Origin of the sequence: Nocardia salmonicida NBRC 13393, from assembly GCF_001613085.1 — a bacterium.
Lineage (GTDB): Bacteria > Actinomycetota > Actinomycetes > Mycobacteriales > Mycobacteriaceae > Nocardia > Nocardia salmonicida.
In genome coordinates, this window is the sequence record NZ_BDBR01000010.1 from 63,779 (window position 1) to 89,150 (window position 25,372).

A 25,372-nucleotide genomic window follows, 5' to 3' on the forward strand; every position below is an offset into this window, starting at 1 on the left:
GAATGCCTGACGAACCATACGACATGTCGGCCGCGACCTCTACACTGAGCCCGTTCGCGACGACAGATGAGCGAGTAGTCAAGCAGGGGGAGTCTTCGACCATGAGCACCGTCAGGTTCCAGCGCCGTGCCCGGCGCGAGATGCCGCGTACGCCGGGTGGCGAGGTCACGTTGCAGCCGCCGCCGGAGATCCCGCGGATCACCCCGGGCAGCCTGCTGACGAAGCTGATGCCCGTCGTGATGGTGGTCGGCATGGTCGGCATGATGGCGCTGATGTTCACCCAGGGCAGCGGCATGCTGTCCAACCCGATGTCGATGATGTTCCCGATGATGATGATCATGTCGATGGTCACCATGTTCGGACAGGGTGGCGGCAAAGGCGCGAAAGCCGCGGAGGCCAACGAGGATCGCAAGGACTACCTGCGCTACCTCGATCAGGTTCGTAAAGATGTCGACGAGACCGCCAAGCAGCAGCGCGCCGCCGTCGAGTGGAGCCACCCCGAACCCGGCTTGATCTGGATGCTCGCGGGCACCAGCCGGATGTGGGAGCGCCGCTCCGGCGACAAGGACTTCTGCCACGCGCGTATCGGCCTCGGCGGCCAGCGGCTGGCGACCAGGCTGGTGGCCCCGGAAACCGGCCCCGTCGAAGAACTCGAGCCCATCGCCGCGGTGTCGCTGCGCCGCTTCGTACGCGCGCATTCCACGGTTCCCGATTTGCCCACCGCCATCGCGGTGAAGGGCTTCGGCACCGTCGCCCTCGACGGCGACCGCGCCCAGGCGCGCGACATGACGCGCGCGATGTTGTTGCAGCTGTGCATGTTCCAGGCGCCCGACCAGGTGCTCGTCGCCGTGGTCTGTGGCCCGGACACCGCCCGTGAGTGGGAGTGGACCAAGTGGCTGCCACACACTCAGCACCCCGAGGTGCAAGACGGCATCGGCACCCAGCGCATGTTCTACGGCTCCATCCGTGAGGCCATGAGCGGCCTGCATCCGCTGCTCGGCAACCGGGTGCGCTACTCGCGTAACCAGCCGAACAACCCGAACATGGTGCACGTGGTGATCGTCGTCGACGGCGGTCTGCTCGAGGCCGAGGACGACCAGCTCCGCGAGTCCGGGTACGAAGGTGTCACCATCATCGACCTGTGCAATTACGCACCGCGCCTTGCCGTTTCGCGTGGCATCAAGATGGTCGTCGAAGACGGCGAGTGCCTCGGTCGCGGCGCCACCGGCAACCAGGAACGCTTCGCCACCATCGACCGCGTCAGTGCCGAGCAGGCCCAGCAGCTCGCCCGCAGGCTCGCGCCCTATCGTGCCGCCACCCAGCGCAGCAGCGACGTCGAGACCGACGAGACCGAGACGATCTCCACCTGGTCGCAGCTGATGAGCCTGGGCGATATCGGCAACTTCAACCCGGCCAGCGCGTGGCGTCCCCGCTACGGCCGCGAGCGTCTGCGCGTGCCGTTCGGCATCGGCGCCGACGGTGCCCCGGTGGAACTCGACATCAAGGAAGCCGCCGAAAACGGTATGGGCCCGCACGGCCTGTGCATCGGCGCGACCGGTTCGGGTAAGTCGGAATTCCTGCGCACCCTGGTGCTCAGCCTGCTCGCCACCCACTCGCCCGACCAGCTCAACCTGGTCCTCGTCGACTTCAAGGGTGGCGCGACGTTCCTCGGCCTCGACGGCGTTCCGCACGTCGCCGCGGTCATCACCAACCTCGAAGACGAAGCCGACCTCGTCGACCGTATGAAAGACGCGCTGGCCGGCGAGATGAACCGCCGCCAGGAAGTCCTGCGTCAGGCGGGCAACTTCGCCAACGTCTCCGAATACGAGAAGGCCCGCGCCGCTGGCGCCGACCTGGACCCGTTGCCCGCGCTGTTCGTCGTGCTCGACGAATTCTCCGAACTGCTCACCCAGCACCCCGACTTCGCGGAACTGTTCGTGATGATCGGTCGACTGGGCCGCTCCCTACAGGTCCACCTCCTGCTCGCCTCGCAGCGTCTGGAGGAAGGCAAGCTCAAGGGCCTGGAATCGCACCTGTCCTACCGCATCGGCCTGAAGACCTTCTCCGCCAACGAGTCCCGCCAGGTCCTCGGCGTCCCCGACGCCTACAACCTGCCGAGCACCCCCGGCGGCGGTTACCTGAAGTCCGACTCGGGCGAGATCCAGCGCTTCCAGGCCTCGTATGTCTCGGGCGCTTATGTGGGTGGTGGATCGGCGCGCGAGGTCACCAGCGCCGGCATCGTCGGCGGCGAAATCGACGTCAACGCACGGCCTTTCGCCGCGACTCACGTCGGCTTCCGTGCCGCGGACCGGGTGCCGCTGCCGGTGGAGGCGGAGTTCGATCCGGAACCGGCCGGCGACGAGAACGAGCAGATGTCGAACCTGAACATGCTGGTCTCGCGGATCGCGGGCCACGGTCGTCCCGCCCATGAGATCTGGCTCCCGCCGCTCGACGAGGCCCCGACCATGGACCAGCTCGTGCCACGCTCCATCCTCAACGGCGAGTATTCCGCGATCGCTACCCTGCGCGCACCGATGGGCATCGTCGACCGTCCCTACGACCAGCGTCGCGACCCGTTCGTCGTCGACCTGTCGGGTTCGCGAGGCAATGTCGCGGTCGTCGGCGGTCCGCAGTCTGGCAAGTCGACCGCCCTGCGTTCGATGATCATGGCGATGGCGTTGACCCACACCGCCGAGCAGGTGCAGTTCTACTGCCTCGATTTCGGCGGTGGCACGATGACCGGTCTGCTCGGTCTGCCCCATGTCGGTTCGGTCGCCAGCCGTCTCGACGAGGATCAGGTCCGGCGAACCGTCGCGGAAATGACCACGATCGTGCGCACCCGTGAGGCGAAGTTCCGTCAGCTCGGCATCGAGTCGATGGTCGAGTTCCGACGACTGCGTTCCTTAGATCCGGCGTCCAGTCCTGCTGCCGCTGGTGCGCACGAGGATCCGTTCGGCGATGTGTTCCTGGTGATCGATGGCTACGGCTCGATCCGCCAGGATTTCGAGGCACTTGAGCAGACCATCATGAACCTTGCTGTGCAGGGCCTTTCGTACGGTGTGCACGTTGCCATCGCGCTCAACCGGTGGGCAGAGGCCCGCCCAGCGCTCAAGGACCAGATCGGCACCCGCATCGAGCTGCGCCTCGGCGACCCGATGGATTCCGACCTCGGCCGCAAGTTCGCCGCGCTGGTTCCGCAGAGTCGTCCCGGCCGTGGCATGACAGCCGAATGTCTGCACATGCTGACGGCGCTACCACGCCTCGACGGTTCTTCCGATCCGTCCGATCTCGGTCAAGCAGTCGCCGCCGCGGTCGAAACCATTAAGCGGGCGACCCCTGGGCGCGCCGCTCCGCAGGTCAGAATGCTGCCTGATCAGTTCCCGCGCGAACAACTGCTGCATCTGGCAGGTAATTGGCCGTCGCGGGTCGATCCGTCGTCCAAGTGCATGCGCATTCCGATCGGAATCAACGAGGCCGAGCTTGCGCCTGTCTACATGGATTTCGCGGAGAGCCCGCATTTCATCATCATCGGTGACACCGAATCCGGTAAGACGACCTTGCTTCGCTCGATCATCGATGGCATTGCCGCGTCGAACACCCCGGATCAAGCGCGGTTTATCGTCGGTGACTACCGCCGCAACATGCTCGGTCTCATTCCCGAGGGGTATCAGGCCGGCTACGGTTCGACGGCGCCTCTGTTCACCGACTACATGAATGGATTGGCGACCTACGTTGCAAAGCGGACTCCGGGCCCCGACGTAACCCCTCAGCAGTTGCGCGAGCGGTCATGGTGGAGTGGTCCAGAGCTGTATATCATCGTCGACGACTATGACCTGGTTGCGACTTCGCAGGGCAACCCCGTTTCAGCCATGGTCGAACACATTCCGCACGCTCGTGACCTCGGGTTCCATCTGATCATCGCTCGTCGTTCCGGTGGTGCCAGCCGTGCCATGTACGAAGCGACGCTGGCCAGGATGAAGGATCTCGGATCAGCCGCGCTGATCCTGAGCTGCAGTCGTGATGAAGGTGTTCTCGCGGGTACCACGCGACCAGGCCCGAAGCCGACAGGTCGCGGTACTTTCGTTACCCGCAACACCGAGGGGCTTATCCAGACCGCTTGGATGCCGCAGCCGGAATGACCGTCGTCGAACTGGTAGTCAGCGAAGCAAAGGTGTGGGCGCGTGGCGCCACCACACATTGGGATGTCGCGCCGTCGATCGTGGTAGGCAGCAACGGTTCCGATCTTGTTGTCGGTGAGCCACTGACGCCGCCCACGCAGGCGGTGTCAGTGGTGCAATACATGGCTGGCGGTGTGATCGCGTTGCCACCTCGGATGCCGTCTGTGGGGCAGGCTCTGTCCGCGGTGCTCTCCGCGATCATGGATGCCCTTCGTGTGTCGGTCCTCTGTGAGCGCATCGTCCTCGTGCACCCGACGTCGTGGGGGCAGCCCGAGCTCGATCTGTTCGGCACTGCGGCACAGCAATTCACGCATGAAGTCGTCTTCGAGTCCTGTGCCCTGCGGGCGTCGGCCGTCGACATTGCCGCCAGCCGCAGTCGGCGCACCGCGATCATCGAGTTCGGCATGTTGTCGACCTCGGCCTCGTCGGTCGTATACGACGCGAACGGCACCCATGTCGAGGCGGTCGAGGTCGAACCCAATCTCGCAGTCTCCGAACTCGACAGCAGTGAAGGGATCGACAACCTCCGGGAACTACTGAATCGCCTTCTCGTCGACCGCGCGCCAGACGTCGTACAGCTGTTGGGAACGATCGATCCTGTGGTAGTGGCCTCGGTCACCACAGTCGTTAAAAATGTTTGTGGCGCAAAGGTATCCGTAACCTCGCTGACTGGAATAGACCTGGCTCGCCCTGCCCAGCGGACTCCCGCCTACACACCGACCATCCCCCCTGCGGCCGAGTGGATGCAACCCCTACGCGAACGAGCCGCAGCCGCCAACCCCCTCGATCGCCGCCCGCTCTACATCGGCGCCGCAGCCCTAATCGCTGTTGTCGCCGCGGCAGCGATCGGCGGTTTCTTCCTGATCGGTGGCTCAGGCGAACAGCGGGCCGCAGCCTCCATCGCGACAACCACCGCGCCGACAACAACCTCGGTCCCGTCTCGGCCCTCGTTATCGCAGCCGAAACCTATGCCCGCCACCGAAACAGTCGGCCGGGTCGTCGTGACGGTGCCCGCAGGCTGGCACCGTGCAATCGACTCAGCCGCCCGCGTCGACCTCGTCCCCGATACCGCTGCCCGTCACCGCATCACCGTCACCCAGAAACCGGTCACCCCAGGTGCCGGCTACGACGAGGTCGCTGCGGACCTCGCTGCTCAAATTGCCAAGAGGCCCGCAGGCGCCGTCACCGATGTTCGCCGCGATGTTGTCTTCGCCGGCCGTCCAGGCCTCGCGTACGAAGAAAAACCTGCCGATGGATCAACGGTTCGCTGGCATGTCCTGGTCGAACGTGGAGTGCAGGTCAGCGTGGGCTGTCAGTACGTCAAGGGGGGCTGGGACAGTGTGATGCCGGCCTGCGAGCAGGTTGTTGGCAGCGTCGAGGTTGGTCTGTAAGGCCGTTGTGGCCTGCTCTTGCCAATTGCGCGCATGTCCTACAACGGGTACCGTCTGCAGGGCGTGGTGTTGCATCAAAATTGGGGGAGATTGATGGATGGGGGCAACCATATGAGCGACCTTTCAGTGTCGTCCCGCCGATGCTTCCCGGCCCAGCTGCGGTCGGCTGAATCAAAAAACTTCCGACATGAGTGGAACCGATCGCCCACGTCTTGCGTCTAACCAAGTGAGAGCAGCGGTCCCTCGACACGGGATCCGCTGACAACCCGAAAGGAACCCGATGACTCTTAATGCGAATGTTGCCGACCTCCAGACTTTCTCTAAGGATGCGGAAGCTTCCTACACGGAGATCGAAGGTCTGGTGAAGAAGATCTGGGCCGGCAAGATGGCAGCCACCGAGACGTGGAAGGGTAATGCGCAGATCGCGTTCGACCAGCTGATGGACTCCTATGCCTCGCGCGCGGAGAAGCTGAACGACAAGCTCCTCGAGACCTCGCAGAAGCTGATGCAGGCAACGGATAGCTACACCGAGCAGGACGCGATGTTCAAGGGCCAGGTTGAGAGCAAGATGGCTGAACTCGATCTGCCCGCCATCTGATTGACCAACTAAACTTTCAGTAACTCTCAGTAAAGGAGACTCATTCTTATGTCGGATGTTATTGCGTCTAATCGGGACTCGGTTGATCTTGGCGCGCAGGACATGATCGCGACGGCCAACCAGCTGGGTGACAAACTGATTGAATTCCATAAGAAGGTCGAAGCAATCGCCGAGAAGTGGGGCGGTAGCGCACACGAGGCCTTTACCCAGATGCAGGGCGAATGGAATTCGCAGTCCAGTCAGCTGAATACAACCCTGCAGGAAGCTGCAAAATTGGTTCAGACGGGCAACTCTGAACTGCACGACACCGACAAGTGGCTGTCCGGCAAGTTCGTCTGAGACGGCAATCACGAGAATTCGGCCTCAGGGTGCACCCCCTGAGGCCGAATTTTTATGGGCGAAGCTCTCTATTTGATTTGCTTGGTCAGAATCGGAACCAATCGATCGACAAGCTGCTGCTCTGATTTGTCGGACCAACTCCTGATAGCGGTGACTGTCGCTGGGTCGTCCACCACGATTACTGTCGCTGCGGACGAGGTAATGGCCGCAGGTAGTCCGAGCAGGCCGCCGCCGCCTGCTTTCGCATCACTCCGTACAGCGATGATGTACTCGTCGTTCTTGAACCTCGAAAATAGACTGTAGCGCTCGTCGCTCTTGACGATTCGCGGCGACGGCTCATCAGAGGCTTTGCTGAACGAAGGGCTGTACACCATGCCCAAGTCACCGAAGAAACTTGTCTGCGCGGTTGGGGACAGGTAAGTTGCCATGCTCAGTTCGAGCCCACTGCTGTCGGTGACGTCAACCATCACAAGGGTTTTCCCTGCGAAACCAGGGTTGGCAGCTCGTGCTCTGTCAATCGGCCGGGAGTTGCCAGCGGTAGGCGTCGCCGAATTGAGAGCAGTCGGATCCTTGTCGTCCCCACGGTTCTGCACTGCAAAGACGCCGATAGCGACAGCTACCGCAACCGCAGCGATCGCCGCACCGATGACAAGCGGCTTGGACCGGCGCTTGGGTGCCGGACGTAGTGCGGTGTCGAACGGCTCAGCGGGGAAGTGGGGTGCCGCGGCGTGCGAACCGGTGGTGGGCGCAGCGTGATACCCGGTCGACGGATTCGGTTGAAATGTTTGAATCGGATATGTCGGGCTGGTGTTAGTCGACATCGGAGAGTGTCCGGGAATCAGCGCATTGGCTGCTGCATCAGTGAACTCACGGCAAGATCTGAAACGATCCGCCGGATTCTTAGCCATCGCCCTGGCGAACACGGCATCAATTGCTAGTGGGAGACCGATGTTCACCGACGTCGCGCTCGGCGGCGGCTCGTGCAGATGTCCCATCATCACCATGGCCGGCTGTGTGGCAGGGTAAGGATTCCGGCCGGTCAGGAGTTTGAAGAACGAACAAGCCAAGCTGTAGACGTCAGCACGATGATCCAGTCGTGCCCCCGAGAGTTGTTCCGGCGGTGCATAAGCGATAGTCGCCAGGAAACTTCCGGTCTGCGTGAGCTCAGTCGCGTCATCATTGGATTTGGCGACACCGAAGTCGGTAAGAAATATCCGCTCTTCCTCACCGTCAGGGCTGGACAGTAGGAAGTTCGCCGGTTTGACATCGCGATGGAGCAAGCCCTTTCGATGGGCGTAGTCCAGTCCCTTGCCTACCTCGGAGATGATTCGTAGTGCCCGAAGGGGATTCATCGAATGAGGGTCACGCGCCATCTCGGCGGAGGCATCGGTTCCCTCGACATACTGCATGGCGATCCACAGTCGACCATCTTCTTCGCCGCGGTTGTACACCGAAACGATGTTGGGATGATCGAGGCCTGCAGCGAGATTCGCCTCGCGTTCGAACCTGGCACGGAACTCTGCGTCACGTGACAGTTCGGGGCTCAAGATCTTGAGCGCGTCCATGCGTGGCAAACTAGGATGCTTGGCAAGATAGACGGAGCCCATGCCGCCGGCTCCGAGTATCCGTTCGATTCGGTATCCGCCGACGATGGTGCCAGGAGTCATCGCCACCGTGATCGTCTCCTGTCCTGCGTCAGTAGTGCGTCTTCGTTCATGTCGCTGGTCAGCACCATGCTCCTACTGACTGTTCGCGAGGAGAGCATACTGGGCTGCGGCTCGTTGATGCGCGTCGGTGAGCTGATCGCTTTCGACGGTAGCTACATACTGTCGGTAGGTGATGGCGCACCGGAAACGCTTCGTCTTGTAGTCGTCTTTCGGATTCTCACCGCATCGCGCCCCTGGCAGCACTGGCGGTGCCGTGGCGACGCTGGGGTAGTTCCGCTCCAGGATTTGTGATACCAACATGCTGGCCCCTGCGGCATCACGGGCGCGATACAACATGTTCGCACTCGACATGGAGGATGATTTGGAGTACCGATCGACTCCGGCTTCGGACATCACAGTTTTCCAGTGGTCCTGCGGACCGACGTTGTGCAGGAAACCCCGGATCGTAAAGGCTGCTTGATCACCGATATTCGGGGAGCCGAATCCATCCGGATTAAGAGTGCGGCGCAACATCTGATCAGGGTCGTCCGGTAGGAACAGCATCTCAGTAGGGGTGAGTGCGGGAATCTGATCCAGAAGTGGTAGCTGCGCAGCATAGGCCTTCTGCGCGAGGTCGGTGAGGTCATCGAGCTTGGCCTCGGAGGTGCCCATGTACAGACTGACTACATAGCGGCCGTAGGCGAGTGTTGATCCGATAGTGGGTACTCCCGGCCGCCAATGTGAATGTGCTGTCGGGTATTTTGGCAGATTTACTCGCTGATTGGCGTCAGCGGCTACGGCGAAATCGGTTTCGTCGATTTCAGCAGCGGCACGCGTCGCATGTTCTTCATCTGGAAATTGCATCACGACGACCGTGGTGAACTTCGATCCGGGAGGCGCCTTACCTGTTTCATCGGCTGCTTTGTCGCTGGCTCCGGCGCCCACTCCGAACATCATCTTGTTCCGCTCTAGCACCGGTTTGTTGGCGTTCGCGAGAACTTTGGTGGCTTTTTCGGCGTCGAGGAAGGGCAATGATCCCGTACCATGCTTAATGCTGGGATCAATGTCAGGCCCGATGACTACATGATCGGTGAGTCGCATCAGCGCGAGATTAGAGGCACCGGCTAGATCATTATGGTAGTCGTAACGCATATCCAGTGGGGTGGTGGCCTTAGCGTACGACCCGGTGTCCAGGGTGCGAACATCAATTTCGCCGGGTAGCCCGGCAGCGGTTGTGGATGAGCCACATCCTGTGGCGGCGAGTGCGGCGACCAACGTAGCCGCGATGCATCCGAACACGCGGATTCTTGACGAAGGCATCGACGATCCTTGGTTTTTGTTATGCATCACTTGCTCTTCGCGAGGATCGTGTACTGTGCCGAGATCCGCTGATGCACATCGGTCAGCTGGGTAGCGGCCACTTGGGTGGCGTATCGGCCGTACGAAACGCTGCAGTAGTACTTTGTGGCGAACTTTTCGGGTCCGACATATTCCAGGCACTGTGCCATCGGCAGATTGCTGGGCGTGGGAGCCGTGCGGAGGAACTTGGACGGCTCCCCGTAAAAATCCGAAATCTTTGCGGCAGCATCGTCATCTTTTGCCCTGAAGACAAAGTTCCCCGACCAGGAAACTCTGTCTACGCCAGTTTCCTCGAACAATATGGCCATCTTATCGGTGTCGCCTAGGAGTTGGAGTCCACCGTGGCGGTCGTATACGCCGGGGATTCCGCGCTGATTCTCGTCCGCGGTGACGGTTGGCATCGCTCGACCGAGCATGCCATCCATATCTACGTCGAGATCCATCACTTTTTCAGGAGCGGTCGGGGTATACCGTTGGAGGGCTGGTGCAATCTTATTGATGCTATTCTGCACCCTCGATATGAGCTTTGCCTCATCTGAAGTTTTCAATGTGCTCATCACGCTATCGTAAACGTATGTGAAGATCACAAATCTTCCGACGGATTTCCATGACCTGATCTGACCGGGCCATTTTGGGCTGACCTGTGCACGCACATTTGTGAGGCTTCCGAAATTGTCCCCAACCGCAGCAGGCCTTGTGTCTGGATCGGTCGCAGCTTCTTCGGTGGCAAGTATGTCAACGGCAGCGCGTGCATCCTCGTCGGTATTGAATAGCATAACGACATTGTCGAGCTCGTAAGCCAGGCTGGGTTCCTGATTTGATCGTGCAGTGGTCACGAATCCTGACATGAATCCTTTAGCGAATTCGTTCAGTTTCTTCGGGTCTGCGTTCATGCGTGATGTGATGGCGGATGATTCGAAATCTGCAAATATGCGTATTGCACCACTCATGGCGGGAGGTGCAAAGGTGGCTTCGGGTTCGATTTCCATCGGCAGGGGGATGTGATTTCCGAGCCGGGTCGCTTCGACAGCGTGTGCCATGTCGAGGTTCTTCGGCTTGCCGAAGACCTTCGGTTCGGTTTGGAGATTCCCAACGTCGAGTTTGGTCAGGTCGACCGACTGTGAGCCCGGTGACCCACCCGCGTCGGGCTCAGATCCGCACCCGGTGGTCACCGCGATCGCCGCCGCGAGGCCGACCGCGAACAGCGTCGAACTCGTTCTCCTCATGTGATTCCCCTCCGTCGTGAGGCGACCCGCGTCCTGCCCAGCGGGCGCCGCGCATTGGTACTCGCCTTGTTCCAGCGGCCCAATCGCTGGGGAGAAGATAGCATTTGCACCGACCTGTGTGCTCGGTGCTCACCGTCCCGGGAACCTGAGCTGCGGCGGCTGCGGGGTCGGCTCACCTGCCTCGGCTTCGAACGGCGGTGCTCAGGCGTAAATCTGTCTGCGGCGCAGCTCAATCGGTGCACGGCCGAGGTGCGAGCGCGGCTGTCAGCTGTTGGCGAATAGTGCATATTGCGCGGCCGCACGTTGATGGGCGTCCAAAAGCTGGTTGCCGCTCACTATTCCGACGTATTCGTTGTAGGCGAGGATGCAGCTGAAGCGTTTCGACGCGCCTGGGCGTTTGTTGTCTACGCAGGCTGAATCGGGGAGGTTCGGTGGGTTGGCGGCTTCGCCTTCTACCTGCCAGGGGAACATTTTCTCGGTGACCGCGCGGCGGGCGGTTTCCGCATCGGGGGTGCGGATGCCGATCGAGCCCCAGGACAGGGCCACCTGCTGGGCGCTCATCTTGGTGAGCTGCTCGTCGATGTAGTGGCGATCGGTGGGGAGCTGGTCGCCGGAGTAGTGCAGGATGCCGTGTTTGCCGGTGACCAGGTAGTAGCCGGAGCCCTCGGGGTTGGCCAGTTGGTCCGGGTTGAGGGTCCGCATCAGGAGGTGGTCGGGGTCCCAGGGCAGGTCCATGACCTGTTCGTCGGTCAGCGGGGTGGTTTCGGCGAGTGCCTCGATCTGCTCGGTATAGGCGGTTGAAGCGAGGGCGGTGAGCGCTTGTTGGTCGGGGGTGGCCACCGACAGCAGGAAGGCGATCACATAGGGACCGTGGGGGAGGACGGTGCGCAGGAAGGGGGAGTCCGGACGCCAATGTGACAGGGCCGCAGGGTGTCCGGCGATCGCGACCGGCTGGTTGCGACCCTCCTGCATACCGAAGTCTGTGTCGTAGAACTCTTTCGCTGCGGCGGCCGCGCGCTCGGCATCGGGGAACTGGAGCACCATGGTGGTGGCGGTGAGCCTGTTGTCGGCCTTCTTCGTCGGCCAGCCGCCGTAGGTCTCGACGCGTGAATCCTTCGAGGCGCCACTGGATTCGAAGCCGTACAGCATCTTGTACTTCTTCGCGATGGCCGACATCGCGGGCTCGTCGCCGAGAGCAGAGGGCATCACGCCGGCGGAGACGGTGGTCGCGCGTTTGCCGTAGGTCATCTGGGCGTCGATGTCGCGGGAGTTGATCACGTAGTCGGCGATCCGCATCGCCGCTACCTCGTACATCTCGTAGAACGGCGGGATGGGATCGTCGTCGTGGGCGTTGATCGGCTCGGTGGGGTACGAACCGACGTCGAGGGTTCGGACATCGATCTCGCCGGGCAGCGCCTGACCGGACAGAGTGGATCCGCAGGCAGTCAGCAAGAGAGTCAGGGTGGCCGCGAGCGCGGCGTAGTGGATTCTCATTTCGCGTTCACCAACAGGGCGTACTGGGCCGAGATTCGCTGCTGGGCGTCGAGGAGTTGGTTCGACCAGACGTAGGCGGCGTAGCGGTCGTAGGACACCGCGCAATAGAAGCGGATCGCTATTCGTTGCTGCCTGCCGATGTATTCCTTGCACTTGGCGCTCGGCAGGTTCTTCGGTGGGGCGGAGGCGGTGAATTTGCGGGTGAGGCCGCCGAGTTCGTCGCGGACACCCTGGGCGCCCGCGATATCGCGGGCCCGGTAGACCTCGGCGCCGTCGTTGGCGTAGAGGTCGATGCCGAAGTCGTCGATCATCTTCGTGGTGCTCACCGGGTCGGAGAGGAAGTGGCGGGCGGTACGGCCCGCGTAGACGCCGGGTGGGTTGATCCAGGAATCCTCGCGGACGCGGGGTGCGGTACGGCCGAGCATGCCCTCGCGGTCGCGCTGCAGGGTCATCAGTTCGGTGCTGGGGGTGGGGGTGAACTTCGCGACGGAGGGGACGATTGTGTCGAGGCTCTTGCGGGTCAGATCGAGCAGGACCTGCTTGTCGACCTTCTCCAGGTAGATCTTCAGGTAGTCGTAGAACCAGGTGTAGATCACCAGATGGCCGGTGGCGAACCAGGATCCGATCGATTGCTGGTCGGGCTGCCAGTGTGCGGTCGCCGCGGGGTAGCCGGGGATCTCGATGCGCTGATTGTTCGTGGCGTAGCCGAAATCGAGCTTCTCCAGCTCGGCGGCGGCGGTGGCGGCCCGCTGCGCGTCGGGGAAGATCATGACCGCGTTCACCATGTCGAGGCCCATATTCTTGGGCTCGGTCTCTGCCGAGCTCACGAATCCGCCGACGAAATCAGGCGCGACCTCGGCGAACCGGTCGACAGCCATGATCTTGCCGAGCGCGGCTTCGGCGTCGAGGAAGACCGACGCGATCGTGGGGTTGGTGTGGATGAATCGGGGATCGATGTCGGCCGGTGCCGGCACGAAGTCGCCGAGGCGTTCGGCCTCGATGAAGCGGCCCTGGTCCAGGTTCGAGACCACCCCGACCTGGCGGGGTTGGGTCGGGTAGTTGCCGACATCGAGAGTGGCGAGGTCGACGGGGGCGTCGGTGGCGGCGACTTCGTCGGGGCCACCGCAGGCCGCGACGACAGTGGTCAGCAATGCGGTCGCCAGGGCACAGACGACTTTCGTGGCTCGCAACTCATTCCTCCCCGAAACGATTGTCGGCGGAATCCTACGTCACCGACTTCGAGGAATGGGGCCGAGCCAACTCACAAGCTATTGGCCAGCAGGGCGTACTGGGCGGTGATCTTCTGGCGGACTTCGGGTTCACCGTCGGCGCTGACCATGGCCAGATAGCGCTTGTAGGCGACGTAGCAGCGGTAGACGTAGTCGTCTTCTTTGTTGCCGTTGTCGTTGAGCTTCAGGCAGGTCGCGGTGGGGACGTCGGCGGGGGCGGTGATCGGGTCGTAGTGGCCCGCTGAATCGATGAGTCCCCGCATGAGCGATTGTCCTGCGGACTGGTCGCGTACCAGGGTGACGGCGCCGCCCTCGACGACCGCGTGGGCTTCGACCCCGGTCGCGGTGATGAGGTTCTGGCGGGCGGTGAGGTCGGCGGCCTTGTTGATGAGGTGTTCGGGGGCGTAGGAGGCGAAGGAGTACTGGCCGGGGTGCATCGCCGACCGGTCGTCGACTACGGCGCGGGCCAGTAGCCCGGCGGGGTCGACGGGCAGGTCGGCGATCTTCTCGGCGGGGGTGGGGTCGAACTCGGCGAGCTGGGCGAGTTCGGCGGCGAGGTTCTTGTCGATCCAGGACGTGAGGTCGGTCGCGTCGGCGCGGGGGCGCTGGATGAACAGGGAGATCACGAATTCCTTGTGGGCGAGGAACGCGCCGATGGTGGGAACGCCGGGGCGCCAATGGAGGTAGGCGTCGGGGTATTTGGTGGAGGTGAGTTTGCGGTTGTCAGGGGAGACCGCCAGGTCGACCTCCTCGAGTTCGCGCGCGGCGAGGGTGGCGGCGGACGCGGTGGGGAAACGCAACAGGGCCGTGGTCAGGGCGGTCGCATCGGGACCGGGGCGGGTCTTGCCGTCTGGATCGGCCTTGTCGGCGCCGAGCGCGACATAGCCGGTCACGAATTTGCGGTTCTCCAGAACAGGTTTGGAGACATTCGCGATGAAATCCAGCGCGCCTTCGATATCGGGGATGACCACGCCGCCGCGCCCGTGCGACAGCGAGGGATCGATGCGCAGTGCGGGCACCACGGCCGCCGACATCCGCGCACCCTCGACGATCGCGCCTCGGTTGCCCGCGGTGTCGGTGTAGATGTGCCGGTCGGTGGCGAAGGTCCCGGTCTCCAGGCCACGCACATCGGGCTCACCGGCGACCGCCGTGCCGCTGACCGAGCAGCCGGTGAGGGCGATCAGGGCGCCACACAAGGCGAGCGCGATGCGAAATTTGGTCGAACCGATCATCACAAGCCCCTCGATGTCCGCTGCGAGGTGCGTACCTCCGCCATCGCTACTCGGTATGAAGTTACCGGACCGAACCCGCCCAGGGGGACCGATGTGGGGTGCTTGCCATACTCTGGATGACATGGCGACCCCCCTGCTGTGCAGTTCCGGTAGAGGCCGATACCTGTGAGGGATCGGCAGGTCGAAGTGGTGCTCGGAAGTCACGCGGTCGCGCGGGTCGCGGGTGCGGTGATCGTGGTCGCGCATCGCGGGCAGGGCAAGCTCACACCCGGTGATACCGCCGCGATCGCGCTGGAATCGCTGGCGGAGTTGGTGCGTGACGCGCACGAGCAAGCGCCGTCAGGGCCGGGTTCGGTGGTGGCGCGTGAGGCGACTCGGTGGCTGATGAAATACGCCGAGCAGATCTCGCCGGGTGTGCCGATCGATTTCGGGGTGCTCTCCGCCGCCGACAACGGGGGCGTGGCGATCTTCCTGCACGGCTCGGTGACTGCCGTTCTCGCCGATGATCGGGGTCCGGAGTACTACCGCGGTAGCGATGCGGCGTTCACCGTCGATCGGGTGGCCTCGGAGCCGGCGAAGGCGGTCGCGCTGTTCGTCGACGATGCCAAGGGCCGCATTCCGGATCTGCCGCCGGAACGCGGAATCGGTTGGCTCGTCGAAGGAATCGCGCAGGCGGGCGGGGCCGTGATGTGGTCCAACGATGTGCGCAGTCGCGTGCGGGCCGCCGAACCCGTGGGGCAAACACGCAGGCCGCCACCGGCTACCGCGCGCATCGATCGGGAACCGCGTGCGGCGCAATCGGATCCGCGACCCAGCGAGCCGCCCGCGACCGGGATGCAGCCCGCGACGTCGCTGATGGACGCAGTCACCGGCACGGTGGACACCCCGATCGTCGACCCGCACAATGCCGAAACCCGGCTCTCCGGAACCAATCCCGCACCCGAACCCGACCCCGACCTGCAGCGCAGGCTCGAGGCCACGGCCAAGTCGACGGTGCTGACCGTGAAGGTGATGGGGTTCAAGTGCGCGCGTGCGCATCCCAGCGATCCCCGCTCGGCGTTCTGCACGGTGTGCGGCATGCCGGTCGACCAGACCCAGGCGCTCGCCGAGATGGTCCGCCCGCCGCTGGGCATGCTCGTGCTCGACGACGGCATGACCTATCTGATGGCCGCCGACGCGGTGATCGGGCGTGACCCGGAGCACTCCGACGCGGCTCAGCGCGGACTCATCCCGCTGCGTATCGACGACACCTCCGGTGGCATGTCGCGCGCGCATGCCGAAGTGCACCTGGTGAATTGGGACGTGCAACTCATCGATCGCGGCTCCACCAACGGAACTCGCAGCCGGCACCCCGGCTACCGCGACTGGGTCCGGCTCACACCGAATCAACCGATGGTGCTCGTCCCCGGCACCGAGGTGATGATCGGCAACCGGGTATTGCGCTACGAACCGGCCGCACCGCCGCCATTCGGCTGACAAGCCCTTCGCCGATCGCACTCCCAGCCCCGCGAACTCGAGCGCGCCAGCGCTCCAAAGGCTCAGCTATAGCGGGACAGGCAGGTGGTTTCGCCGTTGAGGACGCCGGCTCGGAAGGCGTCGACGCGGGAGAATCCGCTGGGCACCGTGTTGCCTTCGGCGTCGCTGGCGGCCAGGCCGTCGGTGAGCAGGCCCGAGACCGCTTCGTCGAGGTCGCCCGCGGACAGCTGGATGTCGCCCTGGCTCACGGGACGCCCCGGCTGGGCGAGTTTTCCGGTGACCACTCCGGACAGGCAGGCCGCGCGCAGACCGGTCTTCGCGCCGGTCAACTGCTGGCCGTGACTGCGCTGCACGGCCAGGGTGTAGCGGGAGATGAACACCACATAGCCGTTGTAGTCGCCGCTGACCTTCACCGGCAGCGGGCCGTCGTCGTCGGTGTCGGTGGCGCCGCGTTCGGCCAGGCCGGGCACGTCGGTGGCGATGGTGTTCTTGGCGGGGCAGTAGGTGACCGGGTCGGTGACCGCGCCGTCCTTGCAGTCGATCCGTGAGCCCGCGTAGTCGTAGGTCGGGGCCTCTTTCACCGGCAGGATCGCCTGCAGCGCCTTGCTCAGCTCGACCAGGTTCTCCTTGGAGACGGGGTATTCGCCGCGACCACTGTCGTCGGCGAAGCTCTGCGGGAGGGCGCCGCGGCGCGAGTCGATCTCGTCCTCGTCGATGCCCTTGCACCCGCGCGGCCCGTCGGTGAACCCGATCTGCACGGCGGTGACCCGTTCGAAGGCCGAACCGTGCACGCTCTCGGGGTCGTCGGGATCGGAGTCGCGAATCGAAACAGTCGCGGCCAGCACGGAATTCAGTCCGTCGGAGGTGTTGATCGTGAAGTGGTTCGACTTGCCTTCCGCGACGTGGCGCATGAACGCGCCCGCGAAGCAGTCGGCCTGCTGTTCCTTCACCAGGACCGGGGTCTTCTTGGAGACCATCTTGGCCATGGTCTGGATGGCGTGGCCGTATTCGTGGGCGAGCACCATCACCACCGACATCGTGCCGAAGGTCTCGCTCATGGTGGGCAGCAGCATCTCGCGGTCCCAGCCGATGGAGTTGTCGCTGCGGCAGTAGGCGGCATTGACCAGGTGGTAGGTGGTTTCCTTGCAGAACTCGATCGCCTGGCTGCGGGCGGCGCGCGCGTTCCAGGAGATCAGCTTCTCGACCGGGGCGAAGGTCTCACCGGGGAATTCGGTGCCGAAGCCGGCCTGCCAGTAGGACTGGATGTCGTCGATCGCGTTGAGCGCCAACTTGTCCACCTCGCCGCCGTCGCCATTGTTCGCGGTGAGGGGCGAATCGGCGACGCCGGTGCGTGGACCGTTCGGCCCACCGGTGGTCGGCAATCCCGCCACCTGGAACGGATCGTCATAGATGGAGACACCGTGCCCTTCGATCGCCCGCGTGCAGCCGACACCCATCAGCGCGCATAGCACGACAGAGATCGCAACGAACACTTGGGCTTTCGGCATACGTCCCCCTGGTCGGCCGGATACACGTGCAGGTCGATCGCCGGATCGGGCTCACAGCCGTCTCGGGGGCACCGCCGATGTCCGGGCGATGGCATAGTATCCGCTCCATGTCTTCACCGGGGGCGCAGACCATCACCGTGCGCCATGATGGAACCGAACGAGTCTTCGAAGCGAGTCAGCAGATCACCATGGGCCGTGCGCCCGAGGTCACCCTGTTCGTGGACAGTCCGCTGGTCTCTCGTGTGCACGCCACTCTTCGATTCAGCAACGGCGCGTGGGTACTCGCCGACAACGGCAGTACCAACGGCGTCTTCGTCGACGCGCGCAGGCTCAACCAGCCCGTCTCGATCGACCGACCCACCCAGGTACGCCTGGGTGACGCGATCACCGGGCCGCTGCTACACCTGGTCCCCGCGGCGCCTGGGGCGCGCCACGCGGCGACCATGGTCGCGCCGCCTTCACAACCACAGCACCAGCCGCACCACCAGCAACCTCACCACCAGCAGCCGCGTCCGCAGCAGCCGCATCCCGGCTTCCAGCCGCCGTCGCGCCCGCAACAACAGCAACCGCAATACGTACCCACCTCGCAGCTGCCCGCGCAGGCGCAGGACAACATCAATATGACCCGCCGCGCCGATTCGTCGATGCTGCCGCCGGTCCGCAAAGCGGCGTCGACCGAACCGGTCGCGCGGGGTGACCGCATTCCGCCTGGCGGCCTGAGTATCGGCCGTACCTCGGACAACCAGATCGTGGTGAACGATCCGCTGGCCTCGCGCGCACACGCGAAGCTGTTGTCCTCGCCCGAGGGCCTGGTGATCGAGGACCTCGGGTCGGCCAACGGCACCTTCGTCAACGGGCACCGTCAGCAGCGCTCGGTGCTGCACGAGCGCGACATCGTCACCATCGGCAACATCGACTTCGTCGTCACCCAGGGCGCGCTGGCGCATCGGCAGAAGCCGGTCGCCGAGCAGGGTCTTTCGGTGCACGGCGTCGGGTTCACGGTCGAGAACAACAAACAACTGCTCGTCGATGTGAACATGACGGCGGGACGCGGGACGTTGACCGCGCTGATCGGGCCGTCGGGCGCGGGCAAGTCGACGCTGTCGAAGCTGATCGCGGGCAACACCCAGCCCTCCGGCGGTGTGGTGACCTTCGAGGGACGCAACCTGCACGCCGAGTACGAGGCGCTGCGTTCGCGCATCGGCATGGTGCCCCAGGACGACGTGCTGCACCGTCAGCTCACCGTTCGCCAGGCGCTCGGCTTCGCCGCCGAACTGCGGCTGCCGCCCGATACCACCAAGAGCGACCGGCAGAAGGTGATCGACGGTGTGCTGCAAGAGCTTTCGCTCACCCAGCATGCCGATACCCGGGTGGACCGGCTGTCCGGTGGTCAGCGCAAGCGCGCGTCGGTGGCGATGGAGTTGCTCACCGGTCCGTCGCTGCTGATCCTCGACGAGCCGACCTCGGGCCTCGACCCGGCGCTGGATCGACAGGTCATGCAGATGCTGCGCGAGCTGGCCGACGCGGGTCGCGTGGTGATCGTGGTGACGCACTCGGTCGCCTGCCTGGATATGTGCGACCAGGTGGTGCTGCTGGCTCCTGGTGGCAAGACGGCTTTCGCCGGTCATCCGGGCGGAGTCGGAGCGGCGATGGGGACGAGCGACTGGGCGGAGATCTTCGCCGAGGTCGCGGCCAACCCCGATCAAGCTTTCGCGAAGTATCGATCCAGGCAGGCGTATGTGCCGCCACCGCCGCCGGCTCAACCGAACCGCGGCAACGTGGGCGCTCCGCCACAGTCGAACGGCGTGCGTCAGTTCTCGACGCTGATCCGAAGACAGTTGCGGCTGATCTTCGCCGATCGCGGGTATTTGGCGTTCCTGGTGGTGTTGCCGTTCATTCTCGGCGCGCTGTCGCTGGTGGTGCCGGGTAGTGACGGGTTCACCGCGGCGCCGCTGGTGCAGCTGCCCGATGGCTCGTTCGGGCGCGCCAGCGGCGGTGAGGCGCAGCAGTTGCTGGTGGTGCTCATCCTCGGCGCGTGCTTCATGGGCGCCACGCTCACGGTGCGTGACCTGGTCGGCGAACGGTCGATCTTCCTTCGCGAGCGTGCCGTCGGCCTACTGCCCTCGGCGTATCTGATGGCCAAGATCGTGGTGTTCAGCGTGACCGCGTTCCTGCAGTCGGCGGTGCTGATCGGCATCACGTTCATCGGCAAGAAGCCGCCGGGCGAGGGGGCGCTGATCCCGAACGGCAGCGTGGAACTGTATTTCGACATCGCGATGACGGCGGTGTGCTGCGTGGTGTTCGGCCTGCTGATGTCGAGCCTGGCCAAGTCCAATGAGCAGGTCATGCCGATGCTCGTGGTCATGATCATGGTGCAGCTGGTGATGGCCGGTGGCCTGATCCCGGTGACCGACCGCGTGGGCCTCGAGCAGGTGTCGTACCTGTTCCCCTCGCGCTGGGGTTACGCGGCGGGTGCGTCGACGGTGGATTTGAAGGAGCTGGTCCTCGGCACGCAGGAGGACTCGCTGTGGACCCACTCGGTCGGGATCTGGATTCTCGACATCGTGATGCTCATCGTGATCACCTCGATCCTCGCGCTGTTCACCTGGAGCAGACTGCGACTGAAGAAGTCACAGGCATGAGCGGTCAGCGCCCGGAGGCGGCAGCTCGCGTAACCACGCAGGGCGCCCGAGCATGCCTCGATGTGCACAGCATGATCCGGCAGGTCAGCACCGTTTCTGCGGGCAAGATGCGCGTGTCTGTCGCCGACCGGGCACACTTGAGCCTGTGACCGTTCGAGTTGGGGCCCTACATCTGGGGTGGGACGTGGTGTCCGTGGCCGCGGGTGGCGGCGCGACCCCGGTCCGGCCGGTACAGGTCGAGGGCACCTATACCCCGCCCGCCTACCTGCTCGCCGATGCCGCGGGCAGGTTGCACACCGCCGGTGTCGACCGGCAGCGACCGGACCTGGGGATGGCGATCGCCGATGTGCGCGACATCCTCGGCCACCCGCAGATCGTGATCGCCGGCGCCACCTGGCCCGCCGAGCTCGTCTTCCGGGCCAGGCTCTACAACCCGCTCGCGGCGATCGGCAAATACCTGCAGGGCAAGCCGCAATTGGTGGCGCTGCCGTATCCGGACAGCTGGCCCGAGGACAAGGTCGAGGTGTACGCGGCGCTCGTCGAGCAGCTCGACGTGGTCGTGGAACCGCTGCCGGAAAGTGTCGCGCTCTCGGGCTATGTGCGCGCGCTCGGATTGGTCTCCCCGCCCAGCGAGCGGCATCGCACCGGCATCGGCGCCACCGGGATCTACTCCGACGGGCGCGCGCTGCTGGTGGTCGCGGTGCACGGCGACGACGAGCAGCCGACCGAATCGACGGAGGTCGCGGTCAGCGCCGAGGCGCTGCGCGATGCCCGCACGGCCGACAACGTGGTGATCGAGGCGATGGCCGCGGCCCGTTCGATCGGCGCCGACACCTCGACGGTGCTGCTGGCGGGCAATGTCTGCTTCAACGACGCCCTGCGGTTCGCCTTCCAGAACCATCTCGGCCAGCGTCTGCACGTGGCCGACCATCCGATGCACGCGCTGGTCCTCGGCGCCGCGCATCTGCTGGTGACCGAGCCCGAACTCGACGACGAGGAGGACGACTATCCGGACTCGGGACATCCCGGTCAGGCAGTCGCCGCCCAGGTCGGGTGGGGTGCGCAACCCACCGCGCCGCCCACCGCTCAGCCACCGGGTCCGGCCGGGTTCGTCGCCGGTCCGCCCGCCGCGCAACCGCCGCGTCCTGCCTCCAGCGCACCGCGGCACGCGCTCGAACACGACGACTCCGAGGACGACGACCGCCGCGGCAAACTGCTCGGCAAGGTGAAGAAGGGCTTCTTCGGCGCACCGGCCGTGGTCGGCGCGCTGGCGCTGGTCGCATTTCAGCCCGACCCCGCCGTTGCCAGCGCCGCCGATCCGGTGAGCTGCGCGTTCACCCCGTACACGAACACGGTCCCGCGTGAGGGCATCGCGACCGCGCGCGGCGTGCTCGTCGACGACCACGCCTGCGTCACCCCGGGCATCGACACCCTGCGCTACCTCATTCCCGGCCCCGCGCGGGCGACCGATCCGGGCCCGCCGGTAGTGATCTAGCGACGCGGTCGACGATCGCCGGTGATCGGCATCGCCCGATTGTGGGTCGGTGATGCGTGGCTGGTATCGTTGCCGGTTGGCGTGTGGAACGTCGAACCGTTTGCGGGTCGGCGTCTCCTCGATGTCCTGGGTCTCCACCGGCCGCCAGGGCAACCCGATCCACACAACAGGGCCGGCAACACCGACGACAGACAGGGATCCACTGTGCCTACGTACAGCCCCAAGGCAGGTGACACCACCCGCAAGTGGTACGTCATCGATGCCACTGACGTAGTCCTCGGCCGTCTCGCCGTGCAGGCCGCTGGCCTGCTGCGCGGCAAGGGCAAGCCGACCTACGCACCCCACGTCGATGGTGGCGACTTCGTCATCATCATCAACGCGGAAAAGGTTGCCATCTCCGGCAACAAGAAGAACGACAAGCTCATCCACCACCACAGCGGACACCCGGGCGGCCTCAAGTCGCGCACTGTCGGCGAGGTGTTGGCGACCCGTCCCGATCGTCTCGTGGAGAAGGCCGTCAAGGGCATGATCCCGAAGAACAAGCTGGGTAACGCGATCGCGGGCAAGCTGAAGGTCTACGCAGGCCCGAACCACCCCCACGCCGCGCAGCAGCCGGTTCCGTTCGAGATCAAGCAGGTGGCCCAGTGACCGCTCCTGAAGAGTTCGCAGCCGAAGAGTTCGACGCCACCGATGAGGTCGTAGTCGAGATCGTCGAAGACGGCGAAGGCTACGCCGAAGGCGAATACGTCGAAGAAGAGCTGGCTTTCGAGCCGCTCGGCCTCGACCGCCCGGTGCAGACCGTCGGCCGTCGTAAGGAAGCCGTTGTTCGCGTTCGCATGGTGCCCGGTTCGGGCAACTTCGAGCTCAACGGCCGCACCATCGAGGATTACTTCCCGAACAAGGTGCACCAGCAGCTCGTGAAGTCCCCGCTGGTTCTGGTCGAGCGTGTCGAGAACTTCGACATCTTCGCTCGCCTGGTCGGCGGCGGCCCGTCGGGTCAGGCAGGCGCCCTGCGTCTGGCTATCGCCCGCGCGCTGATCGTGGTCACCCCGGACGACCGTCCCGCCCTCAAGCGTGCCGGCTTCCTGACGCGTGACCCGCGTGCCACCGAGCGTAAGAAGTACGGCCTGAAGAAGGCCCGTAAGGCGCCTCAGTACTCGAAGCGCTGATTTACGCACTGTCGACCGCCGTCTTCGCTTACTTTGGTTGAGACGGTACGGTCGGCGGAGCACGTGTGCGAGAGCAGGCTTCCAGCACGGCTGGTCGCCTGCTCTCGTGCTGTATTCGGGGACTAACTACAGGTAGAGGGTTTTATGGGACGGCTGTTCGGCACAGACGGTGTTCGTGGGCTCGCCAACGAGTCGCTGACCCCGGAACTGGCGATGCGCGTCGCCGCCGCGGCAGCACAGGTGCTCTCGCGCGGCAAGAAGCGTCCGGTCGCGGTGCTCGGTCGCGACCCCCGCGCCAGCGGCGAGATGCTCGAGGCCGCGGTGACCGCGGGCCTGACCTCCGTCGGCGTCGACGTCCTCTCGGTGGGCGTGCTGCCCACCCCGGCCGTGGCCTATCTGACCGGCCTGTACGACGCGTGCTTCGGCGTGATGATCTCCGCCTCGCACAATCCCATGCCCGACAACGGCATCAAGATCTTCGCGGCGGGCGGGCACAAGCTCGACGACGTCATCGAGGCGCGGATCGAAGCCCTGATCGCCGAAGGCGTCACCGTGCGCCCGACCGGCGCGGGTATCGGCCGGGTACGCGGCGACTACTCCGTCGAGGGCACACACGAACGCTATGTCGAGCATCTGCTCGAATCCACCGGGCAGGATCTGTCCGGGCTCACCGTCGTTGTCGACTGCGCCCACGGTGCGGCCGCCGAGGTGGCCCCACAGGTGTACCGGGAGGCGGGCGCGACGGTGATCGCGATCAACGCCGAACCCAACGGGCTCAATATCAATGATGGTTGCGGCTCGACGCATCTGGACAATGTGCGGGCCGCGGTCCTGAAAAATGGCGCCGACCTCGGCATCGCGCTCGACGGCGACGCCGATCGTTGCCTCGCGGTGGATGCGGCGGGCGAGACCGTCGACGGTGACGCGATCATGGCCGTGCTCGCGCTGGCGATGCGCGACGCGGGCGAGCTGGTCGACAACACGCTGGTCGCGACCGTGATGAGCAACCTCGGTCTGCATATCGCGATGCGCGCTGCCGAGATCACCGTGATCACCGCCGCCGTCGGCGACCGGTACGTGCTGGAGGAACTGCGGCGCGGTGGGTTCAGCCTGGGTGGGGAACAGTCCGGCCATGTGGTGTTCCCACGGTTCGGCACCACCGGTGACGGAGTGCTCACCGGCCTGCGGTTGATGGCACGGATGGCGCAGACCAAGACCACATTGGCCTCGCTGGCCTCGGTGATGACCACGGTGCCGCAGGTGCTGGTGAACGTCGCGGTGTCCGACAAGGCCGCCGTCGCGGCTGCTCCCGAGGTGCGGGAGGCCGTCGCCGAGGCGGAGCGGATCCTCGGGGAAACCGGCCGGATCCTGTTGCGACCCAGCGGGACCGAGCAGTTGGTGCGGGTGATGGTGGAGGCCACCGATCCGGCACAGGCGCGTCAGCTGGCCGATGATCTGGCGAAACGGGTCGCCGCGGTCTAGTCGCCTGGCGGGTCCGGTGCGCGGCAACTAGTATCGAGATTCGCCGTAAGGACCTGTGTGCCCGTGGCGCGTGTGTGCTGCTCGGCGCAGGCGGTTGTTCTGGCGCGCAGCACGATTCGAAGGGGGCCGAGGATGGTTCCGCCGCTGCCTGCCCGCAACTATCAAGACCAGTACCCGTACGAGTACGGCGAAGCCGATCAGCCCCACCGCTGCGGTGGGGCCTGTGGGCGACCGGGATGCCGCGAAGTGCCGCAAGGTTATTCGCCTACGGTCCCGATCCGCGACGAGGGCTACGGCCAGTTCGAGTATGAGCAGGCCGCGAGTACGCGCCCATTCGCGGCGCCGCGGGTGCCACGTTCGCGATCGTTCATCGCGGTGGTCGCCGTGCTCGGTGTCACCTGCGGTGTCGGGCTGATCGGGGCAAAGCTCGGTTCCGATATCGACCTGTTCGGCGCCGCCGCACCGGCTGCGGTGCGGTCGTTCTAGAACTGCCCGACGACGAACCCACTGAACAGCACCAGGAAGCCGCCGATCTCGCCGACGATCAGCCCGTACATCGACAGCCGTAGTTCGGTGGGGATCCGCCCGCCGAACTGGTTGGTGGTGTCACGGCGCAGCCCGTGCAGGGCGTAGCTGGCGATCGCGCCGACGAAGAACGCGAGCACGACCAGGTCCGCGGTCAGGTTCACGATCGTCGGCCAGGCGCTGAGCTCGGTGAACACCGCGAGCAGGATCCCCGCGAAGGAGTACATCAGCGCGGCGCGATGGGCGATGTCGACATAGACGTGTGCCGCGCCCGCGATGCGGATGCCGTGGTATTTCCAGATCCCGAGCAACAGGGCGCTCAGGAAGATCACTCCGGTGACGAGCAGCGTGATGCGGGCGTCGATGCCCAATGCGTAGTCCAT

General features: G+C 64.7%; 19 protein-coding genes. 11 read left to right on the forward strand and 8 right to left on the reverse strand.

Translation table 11 applies throughout. The features are described 5' to 3' along the window. Positions 1–101 precede the first annotated feature (101 nt). From eccCa to NS1_RS11875, 4 genes are all read left to right on the forward strand, one after another. Entirely contained in the window at positions 102–4,139 is a 4,038-nt protein-coding gene (gene eccCa, locus NS1_RS11860; protein ID WP_062984179.1) for a type VII secretion protein EccCa, read from the forward strand. After that, positions 4,118–5,569 carry a type VII secretion-associated protein gene (locus NS1_RS11865; RefSeq protein WP_157125183.1) on the forward strand — a complete coding sequence of 484 codons (1,452 nt, stop codon included), beginning with the start codon at positions 4,118–4,120 and terminating at the stop codon, positions 5,567–5,569. Before eccCa ends, NS1_RS11865 begins: the two co-directional genes overlap by 22 nt. A 280-nt stretch (positions 5,570–5,849) precedes the next feature. Then, complete coding sequence (locus NS1_RS11870) at positions 5,850–6,167, forward strand: WXG100 family type VII secretion target (protein ID WP_062984183.1); 318 nt, start codon at positions 5,850–5,852, stop codon at positions 6,165–6,167. A gap of 48 nt (positions 6,168–6,215) precedes the next feature. Beyond that, a complete protein-coding gene (locus tag NS1_RS11875) occupies positions 6,216–6,506 on the forward strand; it encodes a WXG100 family type VII secretion target (protein WP_063816122.1) in 291 nt (96 codons plus the stop codon). 68 nt (positions 6,507–6,574) lie between these two features. Here NS1_RS11875 and NS1_RS11880 read toward each other — a convergent pair whose 3' ends face one another. The 6 genes from NS1_RS11880 to NS1_RS11910 all read right to left on the reverse strand — a co-directional run bounded on the left by NS1_RS11880 (position 6,575) and on the right by NS1_RS11910 (position 14,692). After that, complete coding sequence (locus NS1_RS11880) at positions 6,575–8,173, reverse strand: serine/threonine-protein kinase (protein WP_255284513.1); 1,599 nt, start codon at positions 8,171–8,173, stop codon at positions 6,575–6,577. A 72-nt stretch (positions 8,174–8,245) separates the two neighbouring features. Next, the gene (locus NS1_RS11885) at positions 8,246–9,499 is read right to left on the reverse strand and encodes a DUF7373 family lipoprotein (RefSeq protein ID WP_157125184.1); all 1,254 of its coding nucleotides are present in this window, start codon (positions 9,497–9,499) and stop codon (positions 8,246–8,248) included. Further along, positions 9,499–10,737 carry a DUF7373 family lipoprotein gene (locus NS1_RS39985; protein WP_157125185.1) on the reverse strand — a complete coding sequence of 413 codons (1,239 nt, stop codon included), beginning with the start codon at positions 10,735–10,737 and terminating at the stop codon, positions 9,499–9,501. Before NS1_RS39985 ends, NS1_RS11885 begins: the two co-directional genes overlap by 1 nt. A gap of 264 nt (positions 10,738–11,001) precedes the next feature. Further along, a complete protein-coding gene (locus NS1_RS11900) occupies positions 11,002–12,231 on the reverse strand; it encodes a DUF7373 family lipoprotein (protein ID WP_062984198.1) in 1,230 nt (409 codons plus the stop codon). Beyond that, entirely contained in the window at positions 12,228–13,421 is a 1,194-nt protein-coding gene (locus NS1_RS11905) for a DUF7373 family lipoprotein (protein ID WP_062984200.1), read from the reverse strand. Before NS1_RS11905 ends, NS1_RS11900 begins: the two co-directional genes overlap by 4 nt. Before the next feature lie 71 nt (positions 13,422–13,492). Then, on the reverse strand, positions 13,493–14,692 hold the full coding sequence (locus NS1_RS11910; RefSeq protein WP_062984203.1) for a DUF7373 family lipoprotein: 1,200 nt from the start codon (positions 14,690–14,692) through the stop codon (positions 13,493–13,495). Positions 14,693–14,857: 165 nt separating this feature from the next. Here NS1_RS11910 and NS1_RS11915 point away from each other — a divergent pair, with 165 nt between their 5' ends. Further along, the gene (locus tag NS1_RS11915) at positions 14,858–16,168 is read left to right on the forward strand and encodes an FHA domain-containing protein (protein WP_062984205.1); all 1,311 of its coding nucleotides are present in this window, start codon (positions 14,858–14,860) and stop codon (positions 16,166–16,168) included. A gap of 62 nt (positions 16,169–16,230) precedes the next feature. Here NS1_RS11915 and NS1_RS11920 read toward each other — a convergent pair whose 3' ends face one another. Further along, positions 16,231–17,676, reverse strand: a complete 1,446-nt coding sequence (locus NS1_RS11920) for a neutral zinc metallopeptidase (RefSeq protein WP_062984207.1) — start codon at positions 17,674–17,676, stop codon at positions 16,231–16,233. Between the two features lie 107 nt (positions 17,677–17,783). On the opposite strand from NS1_RS11920, the gene NS1_RS11925 reads away from it, so the two are divergent. The 6 genes from NS1_RS11925 to NS1_RS11950 all read left to right on the forward strand — a co-directional run bounded on the left by NS1_RS11925 (position 17,784) and on the right by NS1_RS11950 (position 24,950). Continuing rightward, on the forward strand, positions 17,784–20,318 hold the full coding sequence (locus tag NS1_RS11925; protein ID WP_062984209.1) for an ATP-binding cassette domain-containing protein: 2,535 nt from the start codon (positions 17,784–17,786) through the stop codon (positions 20,316–20,318). A gap of 145 nt (positions 20,319–20,463) precedes the next feature. Next, the gene (locus NS1_RS11930; RefSeq protein ID WP_255284503.1) at positions 20,464–21,813 is read left to right on the forward strand and encodes a hypothetical protein; all 1,350 of its coding nucleotides are present in this window, start codon (positions 20,464–20,466) and stop codon (positions 21,811–21,813) included. A gap of 204 nt (positions 21,814–22,017) precedes the next feature. Then, positions 22,018–22,461, forward strand: coding sequence for a 50S ribosomal protein L13 (gene rplM, locus NS1_RS11935; protein ID WP_056819237.1), 444 nt, complete (start codon positions 22,018–22,020; stop codon positions 22,459–22,461). Next, entirely contained in the window at positions 22,458–22,982 is a 525-nt protein-coding gene (gene rpsI, locus NS1_RS11940) for a 30S ribosomal protein S9 (protein ID WP_082844303.1), read from the forward strand. The genes rplM and rpsI overlap by 4 nt, the downstream gene beginning before the upstream one ends. Positions 22,983–23,126: 144 nt before the next feature. Further along, positions 23,127–24,464: a phosphoglucosamine mutase gene (gene glmM, locus NS1_RS11945; protein ID WP_062984213.1), complete on the forward strand. Its 1,338-nt coding sequence runs from the start codon at positions 23,127–23,129 to the stop codon at positions 24,462–24,464. Positions 24,465–24,596: 132 nt separating this feature from the next. Further along, the gene (locus NS1_RS11950) at positions 24,597–24,950 is read left to right on the forward strand and encodes a hypothetical protein (RefSeq protein ID WP_062984215.1); all 354 of its coding nucleotides are present in this window, start codon (positions 24,597–24,599) and stop codon (positions 24,948–24,950) included. On the opposite strand, the gene NS1_RS11955 is transcribed toward NS1_RS11950, so the two are convergent. Beyond that, positions 24,947–25,372, reverse strand: coding sequence for a hypothetical protein (locus NS1_RS11955; RefSeq protein WP_062984217.1), 426 nt, complete (start codon positions 25,370–25,372; stop codon positions 24,947–24,949). The genes NS1_RS11950 and NS1_RS11955 overlap by 4 nt on opposite strands.